This is a genomic window from Gemella sp. 27098_8_155, assembly GCF_041433725.1.
GTDB classification, from domain to species: Bacteria; Bacillota; Bacilli; order Staphylococcales; family Gemellaceae; genus Gemella; species Gemella haemolysans_D.
This window is the reverse complement of record NZ_JAPWCA010000009.1, coordinates 1-26,123: the sequence shown is the minus strand read 5'-3', so window position 1 is coordinate 26,123 and position 26,123 is coordinate 1. Positions and strand designations below refer to the sequence as shown.

Here is a 26,123-nt window from a genome sequence, read left to right as displayed (position 1 = left end):
AATACACTTCTCCTTTGTATAAATATATTTTGTTTGGTTTGTGAAAATCTATTGTTTTTAACTACCAAATAATATGTTAACTAAAAATAAAATATTGTAAAAATTCTTAACTGTTTATTCTAAAGACTATTTCTCTCCGTCTCTTTAAATCAGATATATAACAGTTTTTTTGCTGTTACATTTTTTACTATTTAGATATAATAACTCTTTTAGATTTGATGGTAATTTGTCAACGATTTTCTTGTTTACATTAAATATTGTAGCACGCTTTCATTTAAATGTAAAGCGTTTTTTTAGTTATTTTTACAACATTCTTAAAAAATCCACTAATACCAAAGAAAATAATATATATTTTTTTGAAAAAATTAACGTTGTTTTTTTATAACAGTTCTATTTTAAGAAAATATTAATTATTAGAATCCATATCATAAAGTAATATTCTTCTATTATTTTATACTTCATATAATAAAAAAACATATTGTAATAAACTTTATCACAATATGTTTCTCTATATTTTTTATAAAATAATACGTAGTTTTTTAATATTTTTGTTTGTCTTTTAATACTCTATTAATTTCTTTATTTGCTTCTTTTTGCTTCAGTACATGACGTTTATCATAATTCTTTTTACCTTTAGCAACCCCTATTAATAGCTTAGCATAGCCATTTTTAATATAAAGTTTCAGTGGAACAATACTCATTCCTATTTCATTTTGAATATTAGTTAATGAAGCTATCTGTTTTTTCTTTAGTAATAATTTTCTTACTCTTAATGGTTCATGATTAAATCTATTTCCCTCTTCAAAATGAGAAATATGCATATTATAAACAAACATTTCACCTAATCTTGTTTGGCAATAAGAATCCTTTAAATTAATTCTTCCACGGCGGATTGATTTTATTTCTGTACCAGTTAAAACTAAACCTGCCTCATATGTTTCTTCTATGAAATAATCATGATTTGCTTTTTTATTCTGAGCTATTACTTTAATTTCTTTATTCATAATATCTTCCTCTACTTATTACTTATTATTGATTTATGTTTTAATATTTTAAAATCTATCTCCTGATTTTCTAAATCAACATTTGCGACTTTAACAATGACCTCATCTCCAAGTCGGTATACTTTTTTCTTTCTTCTTCCAATTAATATCATATTTTTTTGATCATACGTATAATAATCATCATTCATAGCTTTAATATGAACTAAACCTTCAATATTACTTCTCTCTAACGTTATAAATACTCCAAAGTTAGTAACACTAGAAATAATTCCTCTGAACGTCTGTTCTTGATATTTAAGCATATACTCACACTTTTTCATTCTGTCAACTTCACGTTCACAATCTACAGCTCGTTTTTCATATTCTGAAGAACTTTCTGCCAATTCTGGTAGTTTTGTTATGAATCTATCAATAGTTTTATCTGATACGTCTCCATTGAATAAATAAGTTCTTATCATTCTATGTACCAATAAGTCAGGATATCGTCTTATTGGCGATGTAAAATGAGTATAATATTTTGTAGCTAATGCAAAGTGTCCAATATTATTTGTAGAATATCTAGCTTGATTCATAGTTCTTAGTAAAATTGTAGAAAGCATCGGCTCTACCACTTCACCCTTGAATTTTCTAAGCATATTGGCAAGAATATAAGGTTCAATTTCGTCAATTTTCCCTTTTGTTCTATATCCTAGACTAGCCGCAATATCAAAAAATTGTCTAAGTTTTTCAACTTTTGGCTCTTCATGAATACGATAAATGAATGGTACTTGCATCCAAAAGAAATGCTCTCCAATAACTTTATTTGCACTTAACATAAAATCTTCAATAAGGCGTTCTGATATACCTCTTTCTCTCAACACTATATCTAGTACTTCACCATTCTCATCTACAACAACTTTTGATTCCGGTTTATCAAAATCAATTGCACCTCTATTTTCTCTATTTTTACGAATTTTTTTGGATAATTCTAGCGCTATATTTAACATCGGCACATAGTCTTTGTATTCTTCTATAACTTCTTTATTTTCTGCATAGACTTCATTAACCTTTTTATAAGTTAATCGACCTTTAGATTTTATTACCGCTGGATAGATATCATAACTCTCAGGATAACCTTTGGAATTAAAATCAATATCACAACAAATGGTATACCTCATTACATGTGGGTTTAACGAACAAATATTATTAGATAATTTTCTCGGTAGCATTGGTACAACTCTATCTGCTAAATAAACACTACATCCTCTATTGGCAGCTTCTTTATCTAATGGACTATCTTCCGTAACATATCTACTGACATCGGCTATAAAAACTTTCAATCTATAACCTTTTTTAGTTTTAACTACCGAAACGGCATCATCTAAGTCTTTTGCATCATCTCCATCAATTGTAACTACCATTTCATTTGTACAATCTATATATTTATCTTCAAGTTTAATCTCTTCGCTAATTTCTTCAGTTTGTTCAACTACTTCCTTTGGAAATTCATTCGGGACATTATGTTTATATATCACTGAAAGAATATCAACTCCTGGATCATCTTTGTGACCTATTGACTTGATTATTATCCCTTTATGATCTTCAAAGCTGACCTTAGAGTAATCAGTAATTTCAACCAACACCTTAGTTCCATCAACTAAATTGAAGTTCTTCGCATTAGTTATTTTTATATATTTTACAATATTTTTATCATCACTTTTTACAAAAGAGAAAAATTTTCCATTAGTTAATGTTCCAACTGTATACTTAGTATTTCTTTCTAGTACTTTTTGAACAATACCTTCTAGATTACGATCATCTTTATATACACTATCAACTTTAACTAAAACAACATCACCAGTCATGGCACTTTGAGTAAATCCTTTAGGTACATAGACTTCTATTCCTAAATCAGCCGAATAAACAAATGCAAAGCCTTTTTGATGTAATCTAATTACCCCTTCTACTTCTAAGGCCTCTTTGATATAAAGAAATTTCTCATTAGGTAATTGAGTTATCACTAATTTTCTTTCTAACTTTCCAACATTCTTAACTAACTCAACAAATTCTTTTGCTGAATCAATATTTAATTTTTCTTTTAAATCTTCAATACTTAAAACTTTATCTTCTTTGAATATTTTTTCAATTTTTTCTAACATATAATCCTCCTTTTTTAGATTATACAACATATAATTATTTCTATAAAAATAAACCTAAAATGAAATTACATTTTAGGTTTATCATTGTTTAGTCTATAATTTTAACCAAGTAAGACACACTAGTGTTATAAAAAATATTAGTCCTAGTACTATTGTAATTCTTTGTAAAACTAATTCAGCACCTCTTACTTTTTGTTTTCCAAACAGTTCTTCTGCTCCACCAGTTAATCCAGATAAACCTCCAGATTTACTTTCTTGTAATAAAACTACTACAATTAACAGAATACTGCTCACTATTGCTATTGTCATTAAAAAAGTGTGCATACTCTCCTCCTAAAATAATCATTCGTTAATACAATACAATTTATATTAACACATTTTTTCAAAAAAAGCAAATTTATTAAACAATTCTTGTGAATATTATTCTTCCTGAAGATGTTTGTAGTACACTTTGCACTTCAACTTCAACAGTTTTACCTACGGCACGTTTACCATTTTCAACAACAATCATTGTACCGTCTTCAGTATATGCTACACCTTGATTATTTTCCTTACCTTCTCTTAGAACCTGAACTTCTAATTTTTCGCCTGTAGTTAACATAGGTTTTACAGCATTACTTAAATCATTAACATTTAAAACCTTAATAGATTGTAAAGTAGCAAGTTTATTAAGGTTATAATCAGTTGTTATAATAGCACATTTATATTTTAAAGCATAGTCAATTAGTAGATTATCTACACCTTTATGCTCGTTATAATTGTATTTATTATCAATCTCAAGATCAATTTCTTTCATTTTTTGAAGGTGCTCAACACAATCTAACCCTAATCGACCTTTTGCACGTTTTAATGGATCTTCCGAATCTGAAATTAATTGTAATTCTTTTAATACAAATTCAGGAACTATAATTTTCCCTTCTAAAAACCCAGTTCTAGCAACATCTTGAACTCGTGAATCTATTAAGGCACTTGTATCAACAACTTTAGCTACTACTTTCTTAGTTTTCACTTTAGTTTCTTTTTCTTTTGGTTTAGATCCAAATTTAAACGCTGTAAGTATATTTAAAAATTCACCTTCACGTCTATATCCAAGTACTAATCCTAAGTATCCAAAAACAATATAAATCACAGCCGAAATAATTCTACCCATTATTCCCACACCAGCTATAACATCTACTCCTGATGAAAGTAAACTAGCTAACAGTAATCCAAGAATTAATCCTATTGTCGTGAAAACAATTTTTTGTATTGGTGTTCTAGTAAGACGATCTTCGATTCTTTTTAACATTGCTACAAATCTATCTGAAAATAATAAAGACATTAATACAAAAAATACTGTAGTTCCAATTGTAACAATGATTCTTAACATCGTCTCACTCATTGAAGTAAATATATTATAATAAATCAATGCACTAGTTGTTAGTGTTCCAACAGTTATTCCTAGAAAAAAGGAAATTGTAATTAAAACTTTTTTCAACATGAAAATCACTCCTTTAAATATTTAATTGTAATTTAAAATTATTAATTATTCTCTAATAATTTTATATTGTATGATAGAGAGATATAAAACATCTCTTCTAACTATTCTACTACATTCTACTTAAAATTAACATAATTAAATTCAAAATAATTTAAGTTTTTTTATACTAATAGATGAATAGAGAAATAAATATACTAAATCTCTACTCACCTATAATTATTTATTTAAAAAACATTGCTAAAAGCTATGTCTAAACATTCTCTAATATCTTTTACCGGTATTATTTCAATCCCATCTGGAAAATCAGAATTTTTCATATTACCGATTGGCACTATAACACGTTTAAATCCATGTTTTTTAGCCTCATTGATTCTTTGTTCAATTCTACTTACTCTTCTCACTTCTCCAGTTAATCCAACCTCACCAATGAAACAATCATTCATATTAACCGCAATATCTTTAAAACTTGAAGCAACAGCCATAACCACACCTAAGTCTACTGCAGGATCATCAATCTTGACTCCACCTGATACCTTAACATAAACATCTTGTTGTTGAAGTAGATACCCTGCTTTCTTCTCAAGAACAGCCATTAATAGAATTAATTTATTATACTCTAATCCAGTAGAAATTCTTCTTGGGTTATTAAAAGCAGTTGGTGTTGTTAATGATTGAATTTCTACAAGAAGTGGTCGGCTACCTTCCATTGTACTTATAATTGTTGCCCCTGCAAGATTTTTGCTTCGTTCCTCAAGAAACATCTGAGAAGGGTTTGCTAAATCCTCTAGTCCACTATGTTTCATTTCAAAAATACCAATTTCATTAGTAGATCCAAAACGATTTTTTACTGCTCTAAGAATTCTGTAACTATGTTGCCCTTCTCCTTCAAAATATAACACTGTATCAACCATGTGTTCAAGCATACGTGGTCCTGCAATAGTTCCTTCTTTAGTAACATGCCCTACTATAAATATTGCTATATTTAAACTCTTAGCAATCTTCATAAGTTGTTGTGTACATTCTCTAACTTGAGTAATACTTCCTGGAGAATTTTCTAGGTTAGGGTTATAAATTGTTTGAATTGAGTCAATGACTAAAAACTGTGGTTTTATTTTTTTTACAACTTGATAAATTAAATTTAAATCAGTTTGCGCATAAACAAACAGTTCATCCGTGTTATTTTTTAACCTATCAGCTCTTATTTTAACCTGTCTCACAGACTCCTCACCTGTTACATAAAGAACATCGTGTTCTTTGGCTAAATATGCTGATATCTGAAGAAGCAATGTAGATTTACCGATACCTGGATCTCCACCTAAAAGGACTAATGATCCTCCTACAACTCCTCCACCTAAAACCCTATTTAATTCACCGCTATCTGTAAGTGTTCGTGGAACATCCTGTGTAGAAACTGATTTTAGTTTCCCAGCTTCTACACGTTCTGTATCATTTATTTTAACTTCAAATTCTGTATGTTTAGTAGCCTTTTTTGCTTCAACTACTTCTTCCATAGATGCCCATTTTTTACAATTAGGACATCTTCCCATATATTTTAAGCTTTGGTAACCACAGGCATTACATTCGTATTTAACATTTACCCTTGCCATAATTACCTCTTAGTTTTCTTTACAACAAAATTATCATTTTTATAATCAATATTAATAGTTCCAGTTAATTCAGGATTTCTTAATAGTTCTTCACTTAATAAGTCTTCAATATTTTTTTGAATACTACGTTTTAATGGACGTGCTCCGTATTCTTTTATACTACCGTCTTCAACGATTTTAGCCATGGCTTTTTTCGTAAGTTTAATAGTAATATCTCTATCTGCTAATCTCTTAGATAATCCATCAATTAATAACTCAGAAATTTTTTCTAATTCTTCTTTTTCAAGAGTTTTGAAGACAATAATATCATCTATTCTATTTAAGAATTCTGGACGATATTGTTTTTTCAATGCTTCCATCATAGTATTCTGAACATTTTTGTAATCATTTTTAATTGATTCACTTCCACCAAATCCTACGAATTTTTGATCATTTAGTTCACTTACTCCAACATTTGAAGTCATGATAATGATAGTATTTTTGAAATCTACTACGCGACCTGAAGCATCTGTTAAACGTCCGTCATCCAACACTTGTAATAGAATATTAAAGATCGATGGGTGAGCTTTTTCAATTTCATCAAATAGTACTACAGAATATGGTTTTTGACGAACTTGTTCTGATAGTTGTCCTGCTTCCTCATATCCCACATAACCTGGAGGAGCTCCCACAAGTCTACTAATTGAGTGTGGTTCCATATACTCACTCATATCAATACGTATCATATTATCTTCTGAACTAAACAATGCTTCAGATAAACTTTTCGCAAGTTCTGTTTTCCCTACCCCTGTAGGGCCTAAGAAAATAAAACTTCCTATCGGTCTATTCGGTGCTTTGAACCCACTTCTCGCTCTTCTAACTGCTTTTGCTAGACTTACTACAGCTTCATCTTGTCCAATAACTCGTTTGTGTAAAATTTCTTCTAGTTTTAAAAGTCTTTCACTTTCTGTTTCTGTTAATTTAGTAACAGGTACACCAGTCCAAGCAGCAAGAACTTCAGCTACATGCTCAGCACTAATTTTAATTTTATCTTTTGATAAACTGTCTTGCCAAGAAATTTTAAATTGTTCAATTTTACTAATTACTTGGTTAACTTCATCACGTTTTTTAGCTGCTATTTCGAATTCTTGATTAATTACAGCTCTATCTTTTTCTTTATTTAAACGACTTAATTCATCTTCATATTCTTTTAATTTTTCTGGAGATTTATAAAATCTTAATTTAACTTTAGAACAAGCTTCATCGATAAGGTCAATTGCTTTATCTGGTAAACATCTATCAGTAATATATGTTGTACTTAACTTAACCGCTGCATCTAAAGCTTCATCTAAAATTTCCACATTATGATGTTCTTCATATTTATGACGTAATCCTTCAAGAATTTTAATTGAATCTTCTGTATTTGGTTCTTCAACTTTAATCGGTTGGAATCTACGTTCTAAAGCTGCATCTTTTTCAAAATATTTTCTATATTCTTCAGTAGTTGTAGCTCCTATACATTGAATTAAACCACGTGATAATGCTGGTTTTAGGATGTTTGATGCATCGGCACTACCTTCAGTCCCTCCAGCTCCAATTATCGTATGAATTTCATCGATAAATAAAATAATATCTCCTGCATCTTCTATTTCAGTAATGATATTTTTTAATCTTTCTTCAAATTCACCACGATACTTAGTACCTGCAAGTAAAGTTCCCATATCTAGAACCATAACTCTCTTACCTAATAAATTACTCGGAACATTTTGAGATACTATTCTTTCTGCTAAACCTTCAACAATAGCTGTTTTCCCAACTCCAGGTTCTCCAATCAATACCGGATTATTCTTAGTACGTCTATTTAAAATCTCTATCATACGAGTAATTTCTTTATCACGTGCTAAAACCGGATCTAATTTGTTATTAAATGCATCTTTAGTTAAATCTTTAGCTAATGAATTTAAAGTTTTAGTTTTTGCTGAACTATCTTCTGGTGCTTCTAATTTTTTAAATCCATCAAATAATTTAGACAGTAATCCTTGGCTTTGTTTTAATAATTCAAATAGTTCCGTAATTAATGCATCAACATTAACTCCTAACTTATCAGTTAATAAACGAACCGCAGTCCCTGTTTTCTCATTAAGTAAAGATAATAGTAAGTGCTCGCTTGTAACTACAAAACTAGATGTATCATCTGCAAATTGTTGACTTTTTTCTATAGTTCTAACAGCTCCATTTGTATAATCTATCTTCATTAAAACATTACGATAAAAATCAGTACCTTCTAATTCTGCTTCATAAAAGTCTACTACGTTTTTTCTGAAGTCATCATAATAAACACCATATTTATTAAGTGTTTTACATGACAATGTATTATTCATACTCAACATAGCTAATAGTAAGTGTTCAGTTCCTACGGCCTTAACACCAAAATCATTAGCTTCTTCTTTTGCTGTCGTTAGCACCATAAGGGCCGTTTCATTAAATCTTATGTACATAACCTTATCCTCTCTTATTATATTTTATATTTGTTAAAAATCTTATTGTTAAATCTTTTAAATTCGCTTTTGTTTTAGAAATCATCTCTTCAGCACTATTTTCATCAATATGCTCTAAAAACTGATTATGCACTTCTGTAATAATCTCTACGCTATCTATAAAATGATTGTAATCAAATTTATCTATGTATTCTTTTTCAAGTAGAATTTTAGCTATTCTCATAGCTTCATCTACCTCTAAAATTTCATTATCTATTGTCTCAATTAAATAGTCTATGTAATCTTTATTTTTGTGAAGGGTTATTTTAGTAATTCTAATAAATCCTCCCCCACCACGTTTACTTTCTATAATAAATCCATGCTCCGGAGTAAATCTCGTTTTTATTACATAATTTAATTGGGATGGTACACAGTCAAATTTTTGTGCGACATTACTTCTTTTAATAATTATATGATCCTCTGTTGCCTCATTAAATAAGTTCATAATATATTGTTCAAGAATATCTGTCATATTATTATTCATAAGGGCACCTCCTTTATTGACTAAAATTGACCTTTATTAAATTATACTACATCTACAATATTTTGTACACAAAAAACATTGATTTTTAAGCCTAAACACATAAAAAAAGAGAACGTTTTTATAAAATCGAAATATTGTCTTAATCGATATTATAAAGTCATTCTCATTTTAAATTCTAATAAGTTTCTGTATCTAAATCATAATCTACAGTTAACTAATTATTTATTAATTTTTGATCTTCTATTAAATATTAAATTCATTATAATAGCAACTATTGTTCCTAGTACTATACCACTATCAGTAAACATACGAACAAAACTTGGTAATTGTGCAAATGCTGTTGGTACTGTAGTGACACCCAGTCCTAATCCCACTGAACAAGCTATTATCATAAGATTTTCCTGTTTAGCAAAGTCTGTATTACCTAACATCTTAACTCCATATGCTAGAACCATACCAAACATACTAATCATCGCTCCTCCCAATACTGGTTGAGGTACAATTGTAGCTAAAGCTCCGATTTTTGGAATAGATCCAAAAACTAGTAGTAAAAGTACCATTACATACATCACTTTTTTACTTTTCACACCTGAAATTTGCACAAGACCTACATTTTGAGAATAAGTTGTATACGGGAATGCATTTACTAATGAACCTATCATTACAGCTAAACCTTCAGCTAAGTAACCTCTTCGTAAATCAGGTTCTTTAACTTCTTGATTACAAATATTTCCTAGGGCATAATATACACCAGTTGATTCAATCATACTAACAATCCCCACTATAACAAATGTTAAAATAGCACTCATATTAAATTCAAAACCAGTAAATTTAAATGGTGTTGGATGTTGGAACCAACCCGCTTGTGATACTTCTGATAAACTCACCAATCCCATAAAACTAGCAATAACTGTACCAGATACTAATCCTAGAAGAATAGCAATTGATTGGATAAATCCAGTAGTAAATTTATATATTACTAAAATAATTGCTAAAGTAATACATGCTAGTAAAATATTTTTTGGATTCCCGAAATCTTTTGATCCTTCTCCTCCTGCAATATAATTCATCGCAACAGGCACTAAAGTAATACCAATAATCGTTACTACACTTCCTGTAACAACAGGAGGGAATAATTTAGCCACCTTCGCAAAAAACGGTGCTATTAATACAACAACCAACCCAGAAACGAAAATAGCTCCATACATAGTTGGTAATCCAGAACTATTACCTATAGCTATCATCGGTGCTACTGCAGTAAAAGTACATCCAAGAACAACAGGTAAACCAATACCTGTAAATTTACCTTTATAAACTTGTAGAAATGTAGCCACCCCACACATGAAAATATCAACTGACACTAAATAAGTTGTTTGTTCTGCTGAAAGACCTAATCCACCAGCCACAATTATCGGAACAATAACTGCTCCTGCATACATTGCTAGTACATGTTGTAAACTTAAAATAAAAGTTTTCAAAATTCTTATCTCCTTAGTTATATATTATTTTTTGACAAATATAACTATATAAATACAAAAAATCGCCTATAATTACTTATAGGCGATTTAAAATTCTACTACAAATAAATGGGAGTGACTCAAAAATCGTGATTTCGGGGAAATCGATTTTGTCGAGTCACCCCCGCACAGTTTATTAGATATCTAAAGAGCTTTTATAAAGCGATTTTAGATATCAATAAACCACTGCGTCTATGAGTTTTCTTGTAAACTTTTTTAAAATCTAGGATTTTTGGGCCAACTCCAATAATATTATAATAAGAATGCCCATAGTCATCAAATTTACGGTCTGATGGTAGAAACTTGCAAGCCATATTCTTGCCTTTATATGTGCTATATTTTGTCTATACAATATATAATAACAATTTTCAAAATTATTTTCAAGTGTTATCTATTTTTTCTGTTACATCTTCATCGTTAATTAAAATTTATACTATATATATGCTAATTATTTATTCTATTACCTTTAATTTACCTCTAAAGTCATCTAAACTTGAGTACCCTTTTTCTTTCATCACTTCTTGAAGCTCTTTAGTTAGTCTAGCAAAAACTGAAACTCCTTCCTTATGAAGAGTTGTTCCTACTTGCACTAAATCAGCACCACATAGAATATGTTCAAATACATCTTTACCATTTATAACTCCACCAGTTCCAATAATTTTTATACTAGGATTCAAGCGTTCCCTAAATGCACGAACATTAGCTAATGCAGTTGGTTTTATATATTCTCCTCCTAGTCCACCAAATCCACCTTTAGGTTTGATAACTACTTGTTCTTTATCTAAATCAATATATAAACCATTCCCTACACTATTTACACTATTCACATATGTAAGAGGATATTTATTAAGAATTTTAGCCATTTCATCAAAATGAGCAATATCGAAATACGGAGGTAGTTTTACCCCAATAGGTTTTGTAAAAAATGTGAATACCTCAGCCAATAATTTATCTGTAAGTTCAAAATCATAAGCAATCTGAGGCTTTCCTGGTACATTTGGGCACGATAGATTAAATTCAGTCACACCTTCATATTCACTCTCTTGAATTTTTTTTAATAGAGCAATATTTTCATCATAACTCATACCTGTTACAGATAAAAACTGTAATTTTGCACCTGCTCTTTGGCGTTCAATAACATAATCTAAATAGTAATCTAAGCCATTATTTGGCAACCCCATTGAATTTATACTTCCTAAAGCAGTATCATAATATCTAGGCTCAGGATTACCTTCTCTATAATCACGAGTTGCAGTTTTTGTAACAAAAGCCCCCGCTTCACTATTCGCTAATTCATCTAACTCCCTAGTCGTCATACAGTGTACCCCTGATGCATTCATTAATGGGTTAGATAGTTCTATATCTAAAAAATTTGTTTTTAACATTCTTCATACCTCCTATGTATAATAATAACAGTTTATCATAAAATACTCTCAATAACCATTGATAAAACTAGTTTTAGATTTATATTCACATAAAAAAGAAGAATTATAGAAAATCAATTTTATCTATAATTCTCCTTATTTAATTTTCTTATCTAAAATAAACAATTCTTAATTATACTTCTAGATACTTAATGATATCTAAATACAAATTATCCATTTTTGGTAAAATGTCTTTTATTCTATCAGAATGTTCTTCTTTTAACCATGAAGTAGGTTTTTCATATAATACTTCTGTTTTATCATCTCTCTTAATAAGTAATAATTTAAGTGGTAGGTTAAAACTTAGATATAAGTCATCTTGCATTAGTAAAGTTCCTACTTTTGGATTACCAAAAACTACATATTGAATATCCTCTAATTCTAAACCAACATTTTTAGCATATTCCCCTTGGTTTATATTTAAAAATTGGTGAATGTTATTTTTTTCTAAATATTCATCTACTCTTGATTTTACATTGACAAATTCGTCATTAATTAGATATTTTTCCATAATTTACCTCTTTTTTACTATTATTAAGTTTATTTGATTTCATAATACACTAATTATCTACTTTTGTCATCAATTTAGTTTTCAAGAAATTATAAATTTTAGCAATTAAGAAGTAGTATTTCTAAATTCACCAATAACCTATCCATTAATATCATCGATAACCTCTTTTAATAGTTCATATGAATGATGCTGTGCTTTTTCGTCATAAATATATGAATTTATCATTAATTCATCGAACTCTACCCTATTTTTCAAATCTAAAATTTGATTTTTCACAGTTTCCTTATTACCAATAAATGAGATTTTTGTCATCTGATCAACGACAGCTTTCTCATGATCAACTATCTCATCATGTTCAAATGCAATTGGCCCAAAATGTGGCACTTTAGTTGTAGCTATATAATTTTTCCAAACCGCTTCTTCCGATTGTACTGGAGGAACCATACCTTGAGGATTACTTGTAATGATATTTAAAAATGATTGAATCTGAGTTGTTGATAATCTTTTTGCTTCTTCATCGGTATCTGCAACAACTGCATTAGCACCTAAAATTACATACGGCTCACTTAAAACTTCTGATGGTTTAAAGTAATGTCTATAAATTGTTACTGCATTTTCCATCATAGCTGGAGCAAAATGCGATGCAAATGAATAAGGTAATCCTAGCTCAGCAGCTACATATGCACTATCAGTACTTGAACCTAGTATGTATAGTGGAACATCAAGCCCAGCAGCTGGATATGCATGAACAGGTCTTGTATCTTTAAAATACCCAGATAGCTCCACGACTTCTTTTTTAAAATCCATCTCTCTATTTGTGTTTCTTCTAATAGCTCGCGCAGTGTTATAATCAGTACCTGGAGCACGACCTAAACCTAAATCAACTCTTCCTGGATAAAGAGTCTCTAAAGTTCCATATTGTTCAGCAACTATATACGGACTATGATTAGGCAACATTACTCCACCTGATCCTACTCTAATATTTTTTGTATTATCTAATGTACGTTGTATTAGTAATTGTGTCGCACTACTTGCTACACTTTTAGTATTATGATGTTCTGCAATCCAATATCTTTCATATCCTAATTCATCAGCCTTTTTAGCTAATTTAACCATTGCGTCAATAGCATCTTTAAAATTCTGCCCCTGTCTTAATGGAGCTAAATTTAAAATTGAAATTTTCATAATTATCACCTCTATTTATTTACCATTTTTAACAACTCATCTACAGCTACAATTCCTAGTTGATTTGCTGCAAGAGGACTGTCTCCAGTTATTAAGTTTCTATCTATATGAACCTGACCGCTTATTGCTTCATTTACTATTTTCGCACCCAAACTTTCTAGCTTTTCAGCTAATAACCATTTTAATTTTCCTGGCATATAGCCAATTTCTTGGTTTGCTCCCTCATCTATACTATCTGGGAAAACAGTCATTTCATAATTTTTAAATAAGAACTCTGATTCATCAATATTTCCTGAAATTAATGCAGCTGGACCATGACAAAGTGTTATGATTTTTTTATTCTCTTTAATTGCCCATTTAAGAACCTCTTTTACTTCTCTACTTTCAGGCAAGTTAATCATTGCACCATGACCACCTGGTATGAAAACACCTGAATAAGGTGAATTTTCTGAAGTAATATTCTCCAAAATTCTATCTAATTTAAGAGGATTCTCAAATTTTTCTATATATTTATTATAAAGCTTCATAACATTTTCATCTTTTTCTGGCATTGCCCACATCTCTAATTTTACAGAGTTTCCTGATAAAGTAACAATATCTATCTCAAATCCAGCAGCATCCATATGTAACATTGGTAATAATGTTTCTACAGGGTGATTACCTGTCGAAAAATACTTTCCATTAGACATTTGTAAATATCTTTCATCTGTCGCTATCATTAAAATTTTATTCTTTTCACCACTATATGTGTTTTCAAATTTAAAACCATCAAAATTTGTCACAGGGCTTGTATATATACTCAAAGAATAGTCTGATGGAAAATATGCATTATGTTCTGCTCTATCTTTTACTGGTTGATTTGTTAATTTTGTCATTTTAATTCTCCTAACTTTTATTTGAAAATATTTGCTTGCACAAACAAGTACATTAGTAAAATATAAAAATCAAAATAATAAATTCTGATTTTATATTTTATCACTATTTCTATTTAATACATCTGTAACTATACTTGTAGTATTTTCTAGGTACTTTTTTCCTTTAGGTGTTAATTTTATACATACACCTCTCTTATCCTCAGCAGAAGAAAATCTTTCTATTACACCACACGTATTCTCAAATTTAGCTAACATTCTTGATGTTGCACTTAAACTTAATGAAATCTTAGTACTTAAATCTGTCATTCTTAATATATTTCCTTCGGTTTCATTCAAGTAATGTAAGCTATAGTATTCATTTAAAGTTATTGGATGCTCTCCTTTTGATAAGGCATCTTCTAATTCAGTACTTATTTGTTTCATATTACTATGAAATGCTATCCATTTATTTACTACTTCTTCATTATTCATTTGTCACCTCTTAATTTACTTGCGTTTGCAAGTAAATTAATATTACTACTTTTATTATTAATTGTCAATAAAACAATCTTTTCTTAATTACTACCAGATAAAAATATCCTTTTGAGCTAAATTCTCAATACACTCATCATAGTATGCTGCATCGTGTTCTTTATAAATCGGCTTATTTATTTTATACTCTTTTAGATCGTTGTGAGGAGCACAAATTTTTCCTCTATAATTTTTATCTAGCCATTCTTTACTAACATTATATCCTCTATTCTTCATTTCCTGCATGATTAATTCATGATACTTAAAAAGGAAAAATGGCTTATGTTCAAATACATAATCTACCGTTGCATGTTTCTTACCCCAACCATTTCCTCTTAATGCGCAGCATTCTCTATGTTGACCTAAAAGTTGTTGCCTTGGTAGTTTTGATATTAGTTCTTCATGCCAAAGTCTCATCTTGTCCTCCATTGATAAAAGTAGATTCTTCCAAATATCTATTTGGATATTTCTTTAGAAGATATTTTACTTCATTTATCAAACCTTCTTTTTTATATTTATTATTATGATATTCTTCAATCATTTCAAAAAAATGATCTTTTTCTTCTTTTGTTGCAAATTTTTTAAAATATCCCCAGACATGATGAAGTGCATTCGTTACTTGTCCTTTATCTTCTGGTAAACTTATTGCTTGATTTATAAGTTCACTCACTTTACTCAGTGATACTTCTTCTTGCTTTAAATACGTTCTAATTTCTAAGTATATTTTACTTGAGTGACTTAGAACTAAGTATTTATTATTTGCCCATAACTTTTGGCATTGAACTTTTTCTTCTTTATTATTCATTTTATCCTTTCGAAACTTATTATTTATAGTATTCTAATTATATTATATCCTTCACTTTTTTACTACAAATTAATATCACAATATATGTAAAAAAGTTCCTTATTAAGTTTTGTCTTAATAAGGAACCCCTATATTAGATTTTTGTTGTATTAAACCTATCCATGTTCTTTTGATTTGCTAAGTCCATACTATTTCTAAAGTACCAATGAAATATTTCCATATAATATTATTCTAAATATACCTATAATAGCTAAATGTATTGGATAATAGTAGTAGAAGAACCACTTAGAACCAATATGTTTTCCTCTAGTGCCATCATATCTCATTAATAATGGTAAAGAGAATAAAGTTGAAAACTGTAGTACTCCATAAAATACATCTATAAATATAATATAAATAGCTGCATAAACACTTATCCAGATAACATAGTCAAGTATTTGTTGTTTTTTATTATCTCTATGATTATATAAAAAGAATGGCATCATTAGAGCTATTGAAGACCAATCCGCTACAAACGTTAATAAACAGAAAACAATAATTGCTAAAATCTTTAATGTATTATTTATCTTCTCATTTCTAAAAATTGCGATTAATGCAACCGACATCGCCAATGGGAATAAGACACTAGTTTTATTAAATATACTTCCTGTTGTTATATCAAATGGTATACCTAAACCGAAACAAAAAGCAAAGTGACTGATAACAGCAAAACTCATAATCCTAAAGAAATATTTTTTAATATCTTTTGTATAATAACATCCTTCTGCAATAAAATACCACATAATCGGTGCTGTTAAACGTCCTACTATGTGCATAATTACTGGTATCGGTTCTTTAACTAAACCTGGATATAATAGCCATGCTAAATGATCAATTGTCATAGCAATTATAGCTATATATTTTAACTGGGTTCCATCAAACTTTAAATTCTTCATCTTCTTCCTTTCTATACTATTTTTGCGATAAAAATAGCATAAAAATCTAGTTATCCGCATAAAAACTGGACTTATCACACTTTATCAAGGTCAAAACCACTCAATTTACTACTAATTTACTACTTATGAATGAGCTTTGATACGACGATTTATCCTTGAAAAGTGAAGATATAAAGATACTTCCAATAAAATTTGAATATTTAATAGGTAGACACTTCAAAAAATGAGGTGTCTATTTTTTTACCCGATTTTGAAAGGAAGTGAACTTATGAAAACAAAAAATCAAGAATCAAAAGGTCGTTCCCCACTCTTTAAGACCATCAAACATTCATTCAGCCAATAAAAAAGAAAGGATAGGTAAAAATATGGAACTTAAATTTGTGATTCCCAACATGGAAAAAACATTCGGCAATTTAGAATTTGCTGGCGAGGATAAAGTCGTTCAGCGAAGAATCAACGGACGGCTAACTGTCTTATCAAGAAGCTATAATCTCTATTCTGATGTTCAAAGAGCAGATGATATTGTGGTGGTGCTTCCTGCTGAAGCTGGCGAAAAACATTTCGGCTTTGAGGAACGTGTGAAGTTAGTCAATCCACGTATTACCGCAGAGGGCTACAAAATCGGCACTCGTGGTTTTACAAATTACCTTTTACATGCTGACGACATGATAAAAGAATAAAGAAAGAGAGGAAAAATGATGAGATTAGCAAATGGCATTGTATTAGATAAAGACACGACTTTTGGAGAATTGAAATTCTCTGCTCTACGTCGTGAAGTGAGAATCCAAAATGAAGACGGGTCGGTTTCAGATGAAATCAAGGAACGTACCTATGACTTAAAATCCAAAGGACAAGGACGCATGATTCAAGTAAGTATTCCTGCCAGCGTGCCTTTGAAAGAGTTTGATTATAACGCACGGGTGGAACTTATCAATCCCATTGCGGACACCGTTGCTACTGCCACCTATCAAGGAGCAGATGTTGACTGGTATATCAAGGCAGACGATATTGTGCTGACAAAGGATTCTAGTTCATTCAAAGCTCAACCACAAGCAAAGAAAGAACCGACACAAGACAAATAGTCGCTAGGTAGAAAGGAGACTTTTTCGCATGAAACAGCGTGGTAAAAGGATTCGCCCATCTGGTAAAGATTTAGTCTTTCATTTTACGATAGCGTCACTCCTGCCTGTTTTCCTGCTGGTTGTCGGACTGTTTCATGTGAAGACAATCCAGCAGATCAACTGGCAGGATTTTAACCTATCACAAGCAGATAAGATTGACATTCCCTATTTAATTATCAGTTTCAGTGTCGCAATTCTTATCTGCTTGCTGGTAGCGTTTGTATTCAAACGGGTTCGCTATGATACGGTTAAACAACTTTACCACCGTCAAAAACTGGCAAAGATGATACTTGAAAACAAGTGGTATGAATCTGAACAGGTCAAAACAGAGGGTTTCTTTAAAGATAGTGCTGGTCGTACAAAGGAAAAGATAACCTACTTCCCTAAAATGTATTATCGACTTAAAAATGGCTTGATACAGATACGGGTGGAAATCACGCTGGGAAAATATCAAGACCAACTCTTACACTTGGAAAAGAAATTAGAGAGTGGCTTGTACTGTGAGCTGACGGATAAAGAGTTAAAGGATTCCTATGTGGAATATACTTTGCTCTATGACACCATAGCCAGTCGTATTTCTATTGATGAAGTAGAAGCTAAAGATGGTAAACTTCGCTTAATGAAAAACGTATGGTGGGAATATGATAAGCTCCCTCATATGTTGATTGCTGGTGGTACAGGTGGCGGTAAAACTTACTTTATACTGACACTGATTGAAGCCTTGCTTCATACAGATTCAAAACTGTATATTCTTGACCCGAAAAATGCTGATCTTGCGGACTTAGGTTCTGTGATGGCAAATGTCTACTATAGAAAAGAAGACTTGCTTTCTTGCATTGAAACATTCTATGAAGAAATGATGAAACGTAGTGAGGAAATGAAGCAGATGAAGAACTATAAGACTGGCAAAAATTATGCTTACTTAGGTCTCCCGGCACACTTCTTAATCTTTGATGAATACGTCGCTTTCATGGAAATGCTGGGAACAAAAGAAAACACCGCAGTTATGAATAAGCTGAAACAGATTGTCATGTTAGGTCGTCAAGCTGGCTTCTTTCTAATACTGGCTTGTCAACGTCCAGACGCAAAATATTTAGGCGACGGAATCCGTGATCAGTTTAATTTCAGAGTGGCTTTAGGTCGTATGTCTGAAATGGGCTATGGCATGATGTTTGGCAGTGACGTACAAAAGGATTTCTTCTTAAAGCGAATCAAAGGTCGTGGCTATGTTGATGTAGGAACAAGTGTCATATCAGAGTTTTATACTCCCCTTGTACCAAAAGGATATGATTTCTTGGAGGAAATTAAAAAGTTATCCAACAGCAGACAGTCCACGCAGGCGACGTGCGAAGCGGAAGTCGCAGGTGTGGACTGATCTTGCTGGCTGGTGTGGCAATAGCCACGCCAGCACTTAACCCCCCGTATCTAACAGGGGGGTACAAATCGACAGGAAACAGTCAAAAAAACATTAGAAAATCCTTTGGTTACAAGGGATTTACAAAATTTCAGCGTATGTCAAATGGGCTTTAAAAGTTGACATACGCCTTTTTGATTGGAGGGATTTTTACTGAATGAACAAACTTGGTTACAGCATTTAAAAGAAAAACGCTTGGCTTATGGACTATCTCAAAACCGTTTAGCTGTTGCGACTGGTATTACAAGGCAGTATCTAAGCGATATTGAAACAGGAAAAGTCAAGCCATCAGAGGATTTACAGCAGTCCCTTTGGGAAGCTCTGGAACGCTTCAATCCCGACGCTCCCCTTGAAATGCTGTTTGATTATGTAAGAATTCGCTTTCCGACAACAGACGTACAGCAGGTGGTCGAAAACATCTTACAACTGAAACTGTCCTATTTTCTTCATGAGGACTATGGTTTCTATTCTTATTCAGAGCATTATGCTTTAGGCGACATATTCGTCCTTTGCTCCCATGAACTGAACAAAGGAGTTCTGGTGGAATTGAAAGGTCGTGGGTGCAGACAATTTGAAAGCTATCTTCTGGCACAACAAAGAAGCTGGTATGAGTTCTTTATGGACGTTTTGGTGGCTGGCGGTGTGATGAAACGCCTTGACCTTGCCATTAACGATAAGACAGGGATTTTAAATATCCCTGTACTCACTGAAAAGTGCCAACAGGAAGAATGTATCTCCGTCTTCCGCAGTTTTAAAAGCTATCGCAGTGGCGAACTGGTACGCAAAGAGGAAAAGGAATGTATGGGAAACACCCTCTATATCAGTTCATTACAAAGTGAAGTTTATTTCTGTATCTATGAAAAGGACTACGAGCAGTACAAGAAAAATGATATTCCCATTGAAGACGCAGAAGTAAAAAACCGTTTTGAGATTCGATTGAAAAATGAGCGTGCCTATTATGCAGTCCGTGATTTACTCGTCTATGACAATCCAGAGCATACCGCCTTTAAAATTATCAATCGGTATATCCGTTTTGTAGATAAAGACGATTCCAAACCTCGTTCTGATTGGAAACTGAATGAAGAATGGGCTTGGTTTATTGGGAACAATCGTGAACGATTAAAACTAACCACAAAACCAGAGCCTTACTCCTTCCAAAGGACGCTGAACTGGCTATCTCATCAAGTTGCCCCGACCTTAAAGGTTGCGATTAAACTTGATGAAATCAACCAGACGCAGGTTGTAAAAGACATTCTCGACCATGCGAAACTGACAGACCGACACAAGCAGATTTTGAAGCAACAGTCAGTAAAAGAACAGGACGTGATAACAACAAAAAAATAACTCAAATACAAATTCATTGAATATAGAGAGGAGAACATTTTTATGAATTTTGGACAAAACCTTTATAACTGGTTTCTATCAAACGCTCAATCACTGGTGCTTTTAGCAATCGTTGTGATTGGCTTGTATCTTGGCTTCAAGCGTGAGTTTAGCAAACTGATTGGCTTTTTAATTATTGCGATTATTACGGTTGGCTTAGTCTTCAACGCTGCTGGAGTAAAAGACATTTTACTAGAGCTATTCAATCGCATTATTGGTGCTTAAATAAAACCGTTCTTTTGTGGAATATAAGTGGTTTTCTTATGTTCCGCAAAGGAATGGTACACCAAACGAAGTGCGGTAGGGATTTTTGAATCTCTACAAAGAAAGGACGTGAATATATGGACGATATGCAAGTCTATATTGCGAATTTAGGCAAATACAATGAGGGCGAATTGGTCGGTGCGTGGTTTACCTTTCCCATTGACTTTGAGGAAGTCAAAGAGAAAATCGGCTTGAATGATGAATATGAGGAATACGCCATTCATGACTACGAGTTACCCTTTACGGTTGACGAATACACTTCCATTGGCGAACTCAATCGACTATGGGAAATGGTATCGGAATTACCCGAAGAATTACAATCGGAGCTATCTGCTCTGCTCACTCATTTTTCAAGCATTGAAGAACTAAGCGAACATCAAGAGGATATTATCATTCATTCCGATTGTGATGATATGTATGACGTGGCACGCTACTACATTGAAGAAACGGGTGCTTTAGGCGAAGTACCAGCTAGTCTTCAAAACTATATTGATTATCAAGCCTATGGTCGGGATTTAGACCTTTCAGGAACGTTTATCTCAACCAATCATGGGATTTTTGAAATCGTCTATTAAATCTGTCGGTACATTACTACTGGCAGATTTTCTATTTTACGGGGTGGCTCAATCAGCTACCCCTATTTTTTATGAAAGGATTGATTACATGAAGAAAATACGAAGCTATACCAGTATCTGGTCTGTGGAAAAGGTACTGTATTCTATCAATGATTTTAGACTTCCGTTTCCCATAACCTTTACGCAAATGACATGGTTTGTCGTGTCACTCTTTGCAGTGATGATACTTGGCAACTTGCCCCCTCTTTCCATGATAGAGGGAGCATTTCTCAAATACTTTGGGATTCCTGTGGCTTTCACATGGTTTATGTCTACAAAAACTTTTGATGGTAAAAAGCCTTATGGATTTTTGAAGTCTGTCATTGCTTATGCACTGCGACCAAAGCTGACCTATGCAGGAAAAAAAGTAACGCTTGGCAGAAACCAGCCACAAGAAGCCATTACAGCAGTTAGGAGTGAATTTTATGGCATATCCAATTAAATACATTGAAAACAATCTCGTCTGGAATAAAGACGGGGAATGTTATGCTTACTATGAGCTTGTTCCTTACAATTACTCATTTCTAAGTCCAGAACAGAAAATACAAGTGCATGATTCTTTCAGACAGCTTATCGCACAAAATCGTGATGGCAAAATTCATGCTTTACAAATCAGTACAGAATCCAGCATACGTTCTGCACAAGAGCGTTCCAAAAATGAAGTCACTGGCAAGCTCAAAGCGGTTGCCTATGACAAAATCGACCAACAGACAGACGCTTTAATATCCATGATTGGCGAAAATCAAGTGAACTACCGTTTCTTTATCGGCTTTAAGTTGCTTCTCAACGATCAGGAGTTTTCTATGAAAAGTCTTACCGTTGAAGCAAAAAATGCTTTGTCTGATTTTGTCTATGATGTGAACCATAAGCTGATGGGCGATTTTGTTAGTATGAGTAATGATGAAATCCTGCGTTTTCAGAAGATGGAAAAGCTCTTAGAAAATAAAATCTCTCGTCGTTTCAAAATCCGCAGGTTAGATAAGGACGACTTCGGCTATCTGATTGAACACCTTTACGGACAGACAGGCACTGCCTATGAAGAGTATGAGTACCATCTATCAAAGAAAAAGCTGGATAATGAAACGCTGATTAAATACTATGACTTGATTAAGCCTACTCGCTGTTTGGTGGAAGAAAAACAGCGATATTTGAAAATCCAGCAGGAAGATGAAACCGTCTATGTAGCTTACTTTACCATTAACAGCATTGTCGGAGAACTGGACTTCCCGTCCTCTGAAATCTTCTACTACCAGCAACAGCAATTTACATTCCCGATTGATACGTCAATGAATGTGGAAATTGTAGCGAATCGTAAAGCCCTATCTACTGTCCGCAATAAAAAGAAAGAACTGAAAGACTTGGATAACCACGCTTGGCAAAGTGATAATGAAACCAGCTCCAATGTGGCGGAAGCTCTGGAAAGTGTGAATGAGCTGGAAACCAATTTAGACCAAAGCAAGGAATCTATGTACAAGCTGTCTTATGTGGTAAGGGTATCAGCAAATGATCTTGACGAACTCAAACGTCGTTGTAATGAAGTGAAAGATTTTTATGACGATTTAAGCGTAAAACTGGTACGACCATTTGGGGATATGCTCGGCTTACATGAAGAATTTTTACCTGCCAGCAAGCGTTATATGAATGATTATATTCAATACGTGACCTCTGATTTCCTCGCTGGTTTAGGTTTTGGTGCTACTCAAATGCTGGGGGAAAATGAGGGGATTTATGTTGGCTACAGCTTAGATACTGGACGCAATGTCTATCTGAAACCTGCTCTTGCCAGTCAAGGGGTTAAGGGTTCAGTAACCAATGCGTTAGCGTCGGCTTTTGTTGGTTCGCTGGGTGGTGGTAAATCCTTTGCGAATAACCTTATCGTCTATTATGCGGTGCTTTATGGGGCACAAGCAGTGATTGTAGACCCAAAAGCAGAACGTGGCAGATGGAAAGAAACCTTGCCAGAGATTTCCCATGAAATCAATATCGTCACTCTGACTTCTGATGAGAAAAACAAAGGCTTACTTGACCCTTATGTGATTATGAAAAATCCCAAAGATTCTGAATCACTGGCTATTGATATTCTGACATTCCTTACGGGGATTTCCTCTCGTGATGGGGAACGCTTCCCAATCCTTAGAAAAGCCATTCGTGCAGTAACCAATAGTGAAGTACGAGGGTTGATGAAAGTGATTGAGGAATTACGGGTTGAGAATACGCCACTAAGTACCAGTATAGCCGACCATATCGAAAGTTTTACAGACTATGACTTTGCACATTTATTATTCAGTAATGGTTATGTGGAGCAGTCTATCAGCTTAGAAAAACAACTGAACATTATACAGGTTGCGGACTTGGTACTTCCCGACAAGGAAACTTCCTTTGAGGAATATACCACTATGGAGCTTTTATCCGTTGCTATGCTGATTGTCATTAGTACCTTTGCTTTAGACTTTATCCATACAGACCGAAGCATTTTCAAGATTGTAGATTTAGACGAAGCATGGAGCTTTTTACAGGTAGCACAAGGAAAAACACTATCTATGAAGCTGGTTCGGGCTGATCGTGCTATGAACGCTGGGGTATATTTCGTGACCCAAAATACAGACGACCTCTTAGATGAAAAACTGAAAAATAACCTCGGCTTAAAATTTGCATTTCGTTCCACTGACCTTAACGAGATTAAAAAGACCTTAGCCTTTTTTGGTGTAGACCCAGAGGACGAAAACAATCAGAAGCGATTGCGTGATTTGGAAAACGGGCAATGCCTTATCAGTGATTTATATGGTCGTGTCGGTGTGATACAGTTCCACCCTGTATTTGAAGAACTGCTCCATGCCTTTGATACCAGACCACCTGTGCGAAAAGAGGTGTAAATGTGAAACCATCAATAGTAAACAGAATAAAATCAAACTGGACGCTGAAACGTCTAGGTAAAGTGGCAATGACAGTGGCTTTCACACTTGTGATTGCCATTTTTCTTTTAGCCATGCTGGGAACGGTGGTTCAAGCTGCGGGCTTGGTAGATGATACGGTCAATGTGGCAAATGAATACAGCCGATACCCACTTGAAAACTATCAACTGGATTTTTATGTGGATAATAGCTGGGGCTGGCTTCCGTGGAACTGGTCGGACGGGATTGGAAAACAGGTCATGTATGGACTATATGCCATTACCAATTTTATTTGGACAATCAGTTTGTATGTTTCCAATGCGACAGGTTACTTAGTACAGGAAGCCTATTCCTTAGACTTCATTTCCGCTACAGCAGATTCCATTGGTAAGAATATGCAGACCTTAGCTGGTGTGAGTGCAAACGGATTTTCAACAGAGGGTTTCTATGTTGGATTCCTCTTACTCTTGATTTTGGTTCTTGGGGTTTATGTTGCCTATACGGGACTGATAAAGAGAGAAACCACAAAGGCAATTCATGCCATTATGAATTTTGTGCTGGTGTTTATCCTATCGGCTTCCTTTATTGCCTACGCTCCCGACTACATTAAAAAAATCAATGACTTTTCATCAGACATCAGTAATGCCAGTTTATCACTTGGCACGAAGATTGTCATGCCCCATTCCGATAGTCAAGGCAAGGACAGCGTGGACTTAATCAGAGATAGCCTGTTTTCCATACAGGTTCAGCAACCGTGGCTACTGCTTCAATACAACAGTTCAGACATTGAAAGTATCGGTATTGACCGTGTGGAAAGCCTGCTCTCCACCAGCCCAGATTCCAACAATGGCGAAGACAGAGAAAAAATTGTTGCGGAAGAAATTGAAGACAGAAGCAATACCAATCTAACCATTACAAAGACCATTAACCGTTTAGGTACAGTCTTCTTCCTATTTGTCTTCAATATTGGGATTTCCATATTTGTATTCCTATTAACAGGAATCATGATTTTCTCGCAGGTACTTTTTATCATCTATGCTATGTTTCTGCCTGTGAGCTTTATTTTAAGCATGATTCCATCATTTGATGGTATGTCAAAACGAGCCATAACAAAGCTCTTTAATACCATTTTGACACGAGCTGGAATCACATTGATTATTACGACAGCATTTAGTATTTCAACCATGCTCTATACCTTATCGGCTGGTTATCCGTTCTTTTTGATTGCTTTTCTACAGATTGTGACCTTTGCAGGAATCTACTTCAAGCTGGGCGATTTAATGAGTATGTTTTCTCTACAGAGTAACGATTCTCAAAGTGTGGGAAGTCGTGTGATGAGAAAACCTCGTATGCTTATGCACGCTCACATGCACCGTCTACAGCGGAAACTTGGACGTTCCATGACTACTCTAGGGGCTGGGTCTGCCATTGTTACAGGTAAAAAA

At 33.1% G+C, this 26,123-nt stretch carries 25 protein-coding genes and 1 riboswitch; of the genes, 9 read left to right on the top strand and 16 right to left on the bottom strand.

Annotated features, from left to right (window positions below):
• Positions 1-539: 539 nt before the first annotated feature.
• The 16 genes from smpB to O5Y44_RS05145 all read right to left on the bottom strand — a co-directional run bounded on the left by smpB (position 540) and on the right by O5Y44_RS05145 (position 16,991).
• Complete coding sequence (smpB, locus tag O5Y44_RS05220) at positions 540-1,004, bottom strand: SsrA-binding protein SmpB (protein WP_048802681.1); 465 nt, start codon at positions 1,002-1,004, stop codon at positions 540-542.
• An 11-nt stretch (positions 1,005-1,015) separates the two neighbouring features.
• On the bottom strand, positions 1,016-3,142 hold the full coding sequence (rnr, locus tag O5Y44_RS05215) for a ribonuclease R (protein ID WP_271987205.1): 2,127 nt from the start codon (positions 3,140-3,142) through the stop codon (positions 1,016-1,018).
• 93 nt (positions 3,143-3,235) lie between these two features.
• The gene (gene secG, locus O5Y44_RS05210; RefSeq protein WP_003146900.1) at positions 3,236-3,466 is read right to left on the bottom strand and encodes a preprotein translocase subunit SecG; all 231 of its coding nucleotides are present in this window, start codon (positions 3,464-3,466) and stop codon (positions 3,236-3,238) included.
• 76 nt (positions 3,467-3,542) lie between these two features.
• Positions 3,543-4,622 carry a PIN/TRAM domain-containing protein gene (locus tag O5Y44_RS05205; RefSeq protein ID WP_271987204.1) on the bottom strand — a complete coding sequence of 360 codons (1,080 nt, stop codon included), beginning with the start codon at positions 4,620-4,622 and terminating at the stop codon, positions 3,543-3,545.
• Positions 4,623-4,846: 224 nt separating this feature from the next.
• Complete coding sequence (gene radA, locus O5Y44_RS05200) at positions 4,847-6,229, bottom strand: DNA repair protein RadA (protein WP_271987203.1); 1,383 nt, start codon at positions 6,227-6,229, stop codon at positions 4,847-4,849.
• A gap of 2 nt (positions 6,230-6,231) precedes the next feature.
• Positions 6,232-8,706: an ATP-dependent Clp protease ATP-binding subunit gene (locus O5Y44_RS05195; RefSeq protein WP_271987202.1), complete on the bottom strand. Its 2,475-nt coding sequence runs from the start codon at positions 8,704-8,706 to the stop codon at positions 6,232-6,234.
• Between the two features lie 4 nt (positions 8,707-8,710).
• The gene (locus tag O5Y44_RS05190) at positions 8,711-9,229 is read right to left on the bottom strand and encodes a CtsR family transcriptional regulator (protein WP_102170210.1); all 519 of its coding nucleotides are present in this window, start codon (positions 9,227-9,229) and stop codon (positions 8,711-8,713) included.
• Positions 9,230-9,447: 218 nt separating this feature from the next.
• The gene (locus tag O5Y44_RS05185) at positions 9,448-10,707 is read right to left on the bottom strand and encodes a nucleobase:cation symporter-2 family protein (protein ID WP_271987201.1); all 1,260 of its coding nucleotides are present in this window, start codon (positions 10,705-10,707) and stop codon (positions 9,448-9,450) included.
• A 289-nt stretch (positions 10,708-10,996) separates the two neighbouring features.
• Positions 10,997-11,098: riboswitch (purine riboswitch) on the bottom strand.
• 100 nt (positions 11,099-11,198) lie between these two features.
• Positions 11,199-12,131: a dihydroorotate oxidase gene (locus O5Y44_RS05180; protein WP_271986828.1), complete on the bottom strand. Its 933-nt coding sequence runs from the start codon at positions 12,129-12,131 to the stop codon at positions 11,199-11,201.
• Between the two features lie 172 nt (positions 12,132-12,303).
• Complete coding sequence (locus O5Y44_RS05175) at positions 12,304-12,681, bottom strand: DUF302 domain-containing protein (protein WP_060914150.1); 378 nt, start codon at positions 12,679-12,681, stop codon at positions 12,304-12,306.
• Between the two features lie 138 nt (positions 12,682-12,819).
• Positions 12,820-13,866, bottom strand: coding sequence for an LLM class flavin-dependent oxidoreductase (locus O5Y44_RS05170; protein ID WP_271986827.1), 1,047 nt, complete (start codon positions 13,864-13,866; stop codon positions 12,820-12,822).
• Between the two features lie 11 nt (positions 13,867-13,877).
• The gene (gene hchA, locus O5Y44_RS05165) at positions 13,878-14,741 is read right to left on the bottom strand and encodes a glyoxalase III HchA (RefSeq protein WP_271986826.1); all 864 of its coding nucleotides are present in this window, start codon (positions 14,739-14,741) and stop codon (positions 13,878-13,880) included.
• Positions 14,742-14,831: 90 nt separating this feature from the next.
• On the bottom strand, positions 14,832-15,212 hold the full coding sequence (locus O5Y44_RS05160) for a MarR family winged helix-turn-helix transcriptional regulator (RefSeq protein WP_003146915.1): 381 nt from the start codon (positions 15,210-15,212) through the stop codon (positions 14,832-14,834).
• A gap of 90 nt (positions 15,213-15,302) precedes the next feature.
• A complete protein-coding gene (locus tag O5Y44_RS05155; RefSeq protein ID WP_271986825.1) occupies positions 15,303-15,668 on the bottom strand; it encodes a TIGR02328 family protein in 366 nt (121 codons plus the stop codon).
• Positions 15,652-16,056, bottom strand: coding sequence for a YbgA family protein (locus O5Y44_RS05150; protein ID WP_271986823.1), 405 nt, complete (start codon positions 16,054-16,056; stop codon positions 15,652-15,654). Before O5Y44_RS05150 ends, O5Y44_RS05155 begins: the two co-directional genes overlap by 17 nt.
• A gap of 194 nt (positions 16,057-16,250) precedes the next feature.
• A complete protein-coding gene (locus O5Y44_RS05145) occupies positions 16,251-16,991 on the bottom strand; it encodes a TraX family protein (RefSeq protein WP_271986822.1) in 741 nt (246 codons plus the stop codon).
• A gap of 365 nt (positions 16,992-17,356) precedes the next feature.
• On the opposite strand from O5Y44_RS05145, the gene O5Y44_RS05140 reads away from it, so the two are divergent.
• From O5Y44_RS05140 to O5Y44_RS05095, 9 genes are all read left to right on the top strand, one after another.
• Positions 17,357-17,671 (top strand): YdcP family protein, encoded by a 315-nt coding sequence (locus tag O5Y44_RS05140; protein ID WP_000420682.1) that lies wholly within the window; start codon positions 17,357-17,359, stop codon positions 17,669-17,671.
• An 18-nt stretch (positions 17,672-17,689) separates the two neighbouring features.
• The gene (locus O5Y44_RS05135; protein WP_001234286.1) at positions 17,690-18,073 is read left to right on the top strand and encodes a YdcP family protein; all 384 of its coding nucleotides are present in this window, start codon (positions 17,690-17,692) and stop codon (positions 18,071-18,073) included.
• 28 nt (positions 18,074-18,101) lie between these two features.
• Positions 18,102-19,487 (top strand): FtsK/SpoIIIE domain-containing protein, encoded by a 1,386-nt coding sequence (locus O5Y44_RS05130; RefSeq protein ID WP_000813488.1) that lies wholly within the window; start codon positions 18,102-18,104, stop codon positions 19,485-19,487.
• 177 nt (positions 19,488-19,664) lie between these two features.
• A complete protein-coding gene (mobT, locus tag O5Y44_RS05120; protein ID WP_271986821.1) occupies positions 19,665-20,870 on the top strand; it encodes a MobT family relaxase in 1,206 nt (401 codons plus the stop codon).
• A gap of 42 nt (positions 20,871-20,912) precedes the next feature.
• On the top strand, positions 20,913-21,134 hold the full coding sequence (locus O5Y44_RS05115; RefSeq protein ID WP_371465659.1) for a hypothetical protein: 222 nt from the start codon (positions 20,913-20,915) through the stop codon (positions 21,132-21,134).
• 116 nt (positions 21,135-21,250) lie between these two features.
• The gene (locus tag O5Y44_RS05110; protein ID WP_000342539.1) at positions 21,251-21,748 is read left to right on the top strand and encodes an antirestriction protein ArdA; all 498 of its coding nucleotides are present in this window, start codon (positions 21,251-21,253) and stop codon (positions 21,746-21,748) included.
• Positions 21,723-22,229 carry a conjugal transfer protein gene (locus tag O5Y44_RS05105; RefSeq protein WP_000506270.1) on the top strand — a complete coding sequence of 169 codons (507 nt, stop codon included), beginning with the start codon at positions 21,723-21,725 and terminating at the stop codon, positions 22,227-22,229. Before O5Y44_RS05110 ends, O5Y44_RS05105 begins: the two co-directional genes overlap by 26 nt.
• On the top strand, positions 22,213-24,660 hold the full coding sequence (gene tcpF, locus O5Y44_RS05100) for a conjugal transfer ATPase TcpF (RefSeq protein WP_000331158.1): 2,448 nt from the start codon (positions 22,213-22,215) through the stop codon (positions 24,658-24,660). The genes O5Y44_RS05105 and tcpF overlap by 17 nt, the downstream gene beginning before the upstream one ends.
• 2 nt (positions 24,661-24,662) lie before the next feature.
• Positions 24,663-26,123 (top strand): CD3337/EF1877 family mobilome membrane protein (locus O5Y44_RS05095; protein ID WP_134808082.1); only part of this gene is annotated, 1,461 nt, incomplete at its 3' end.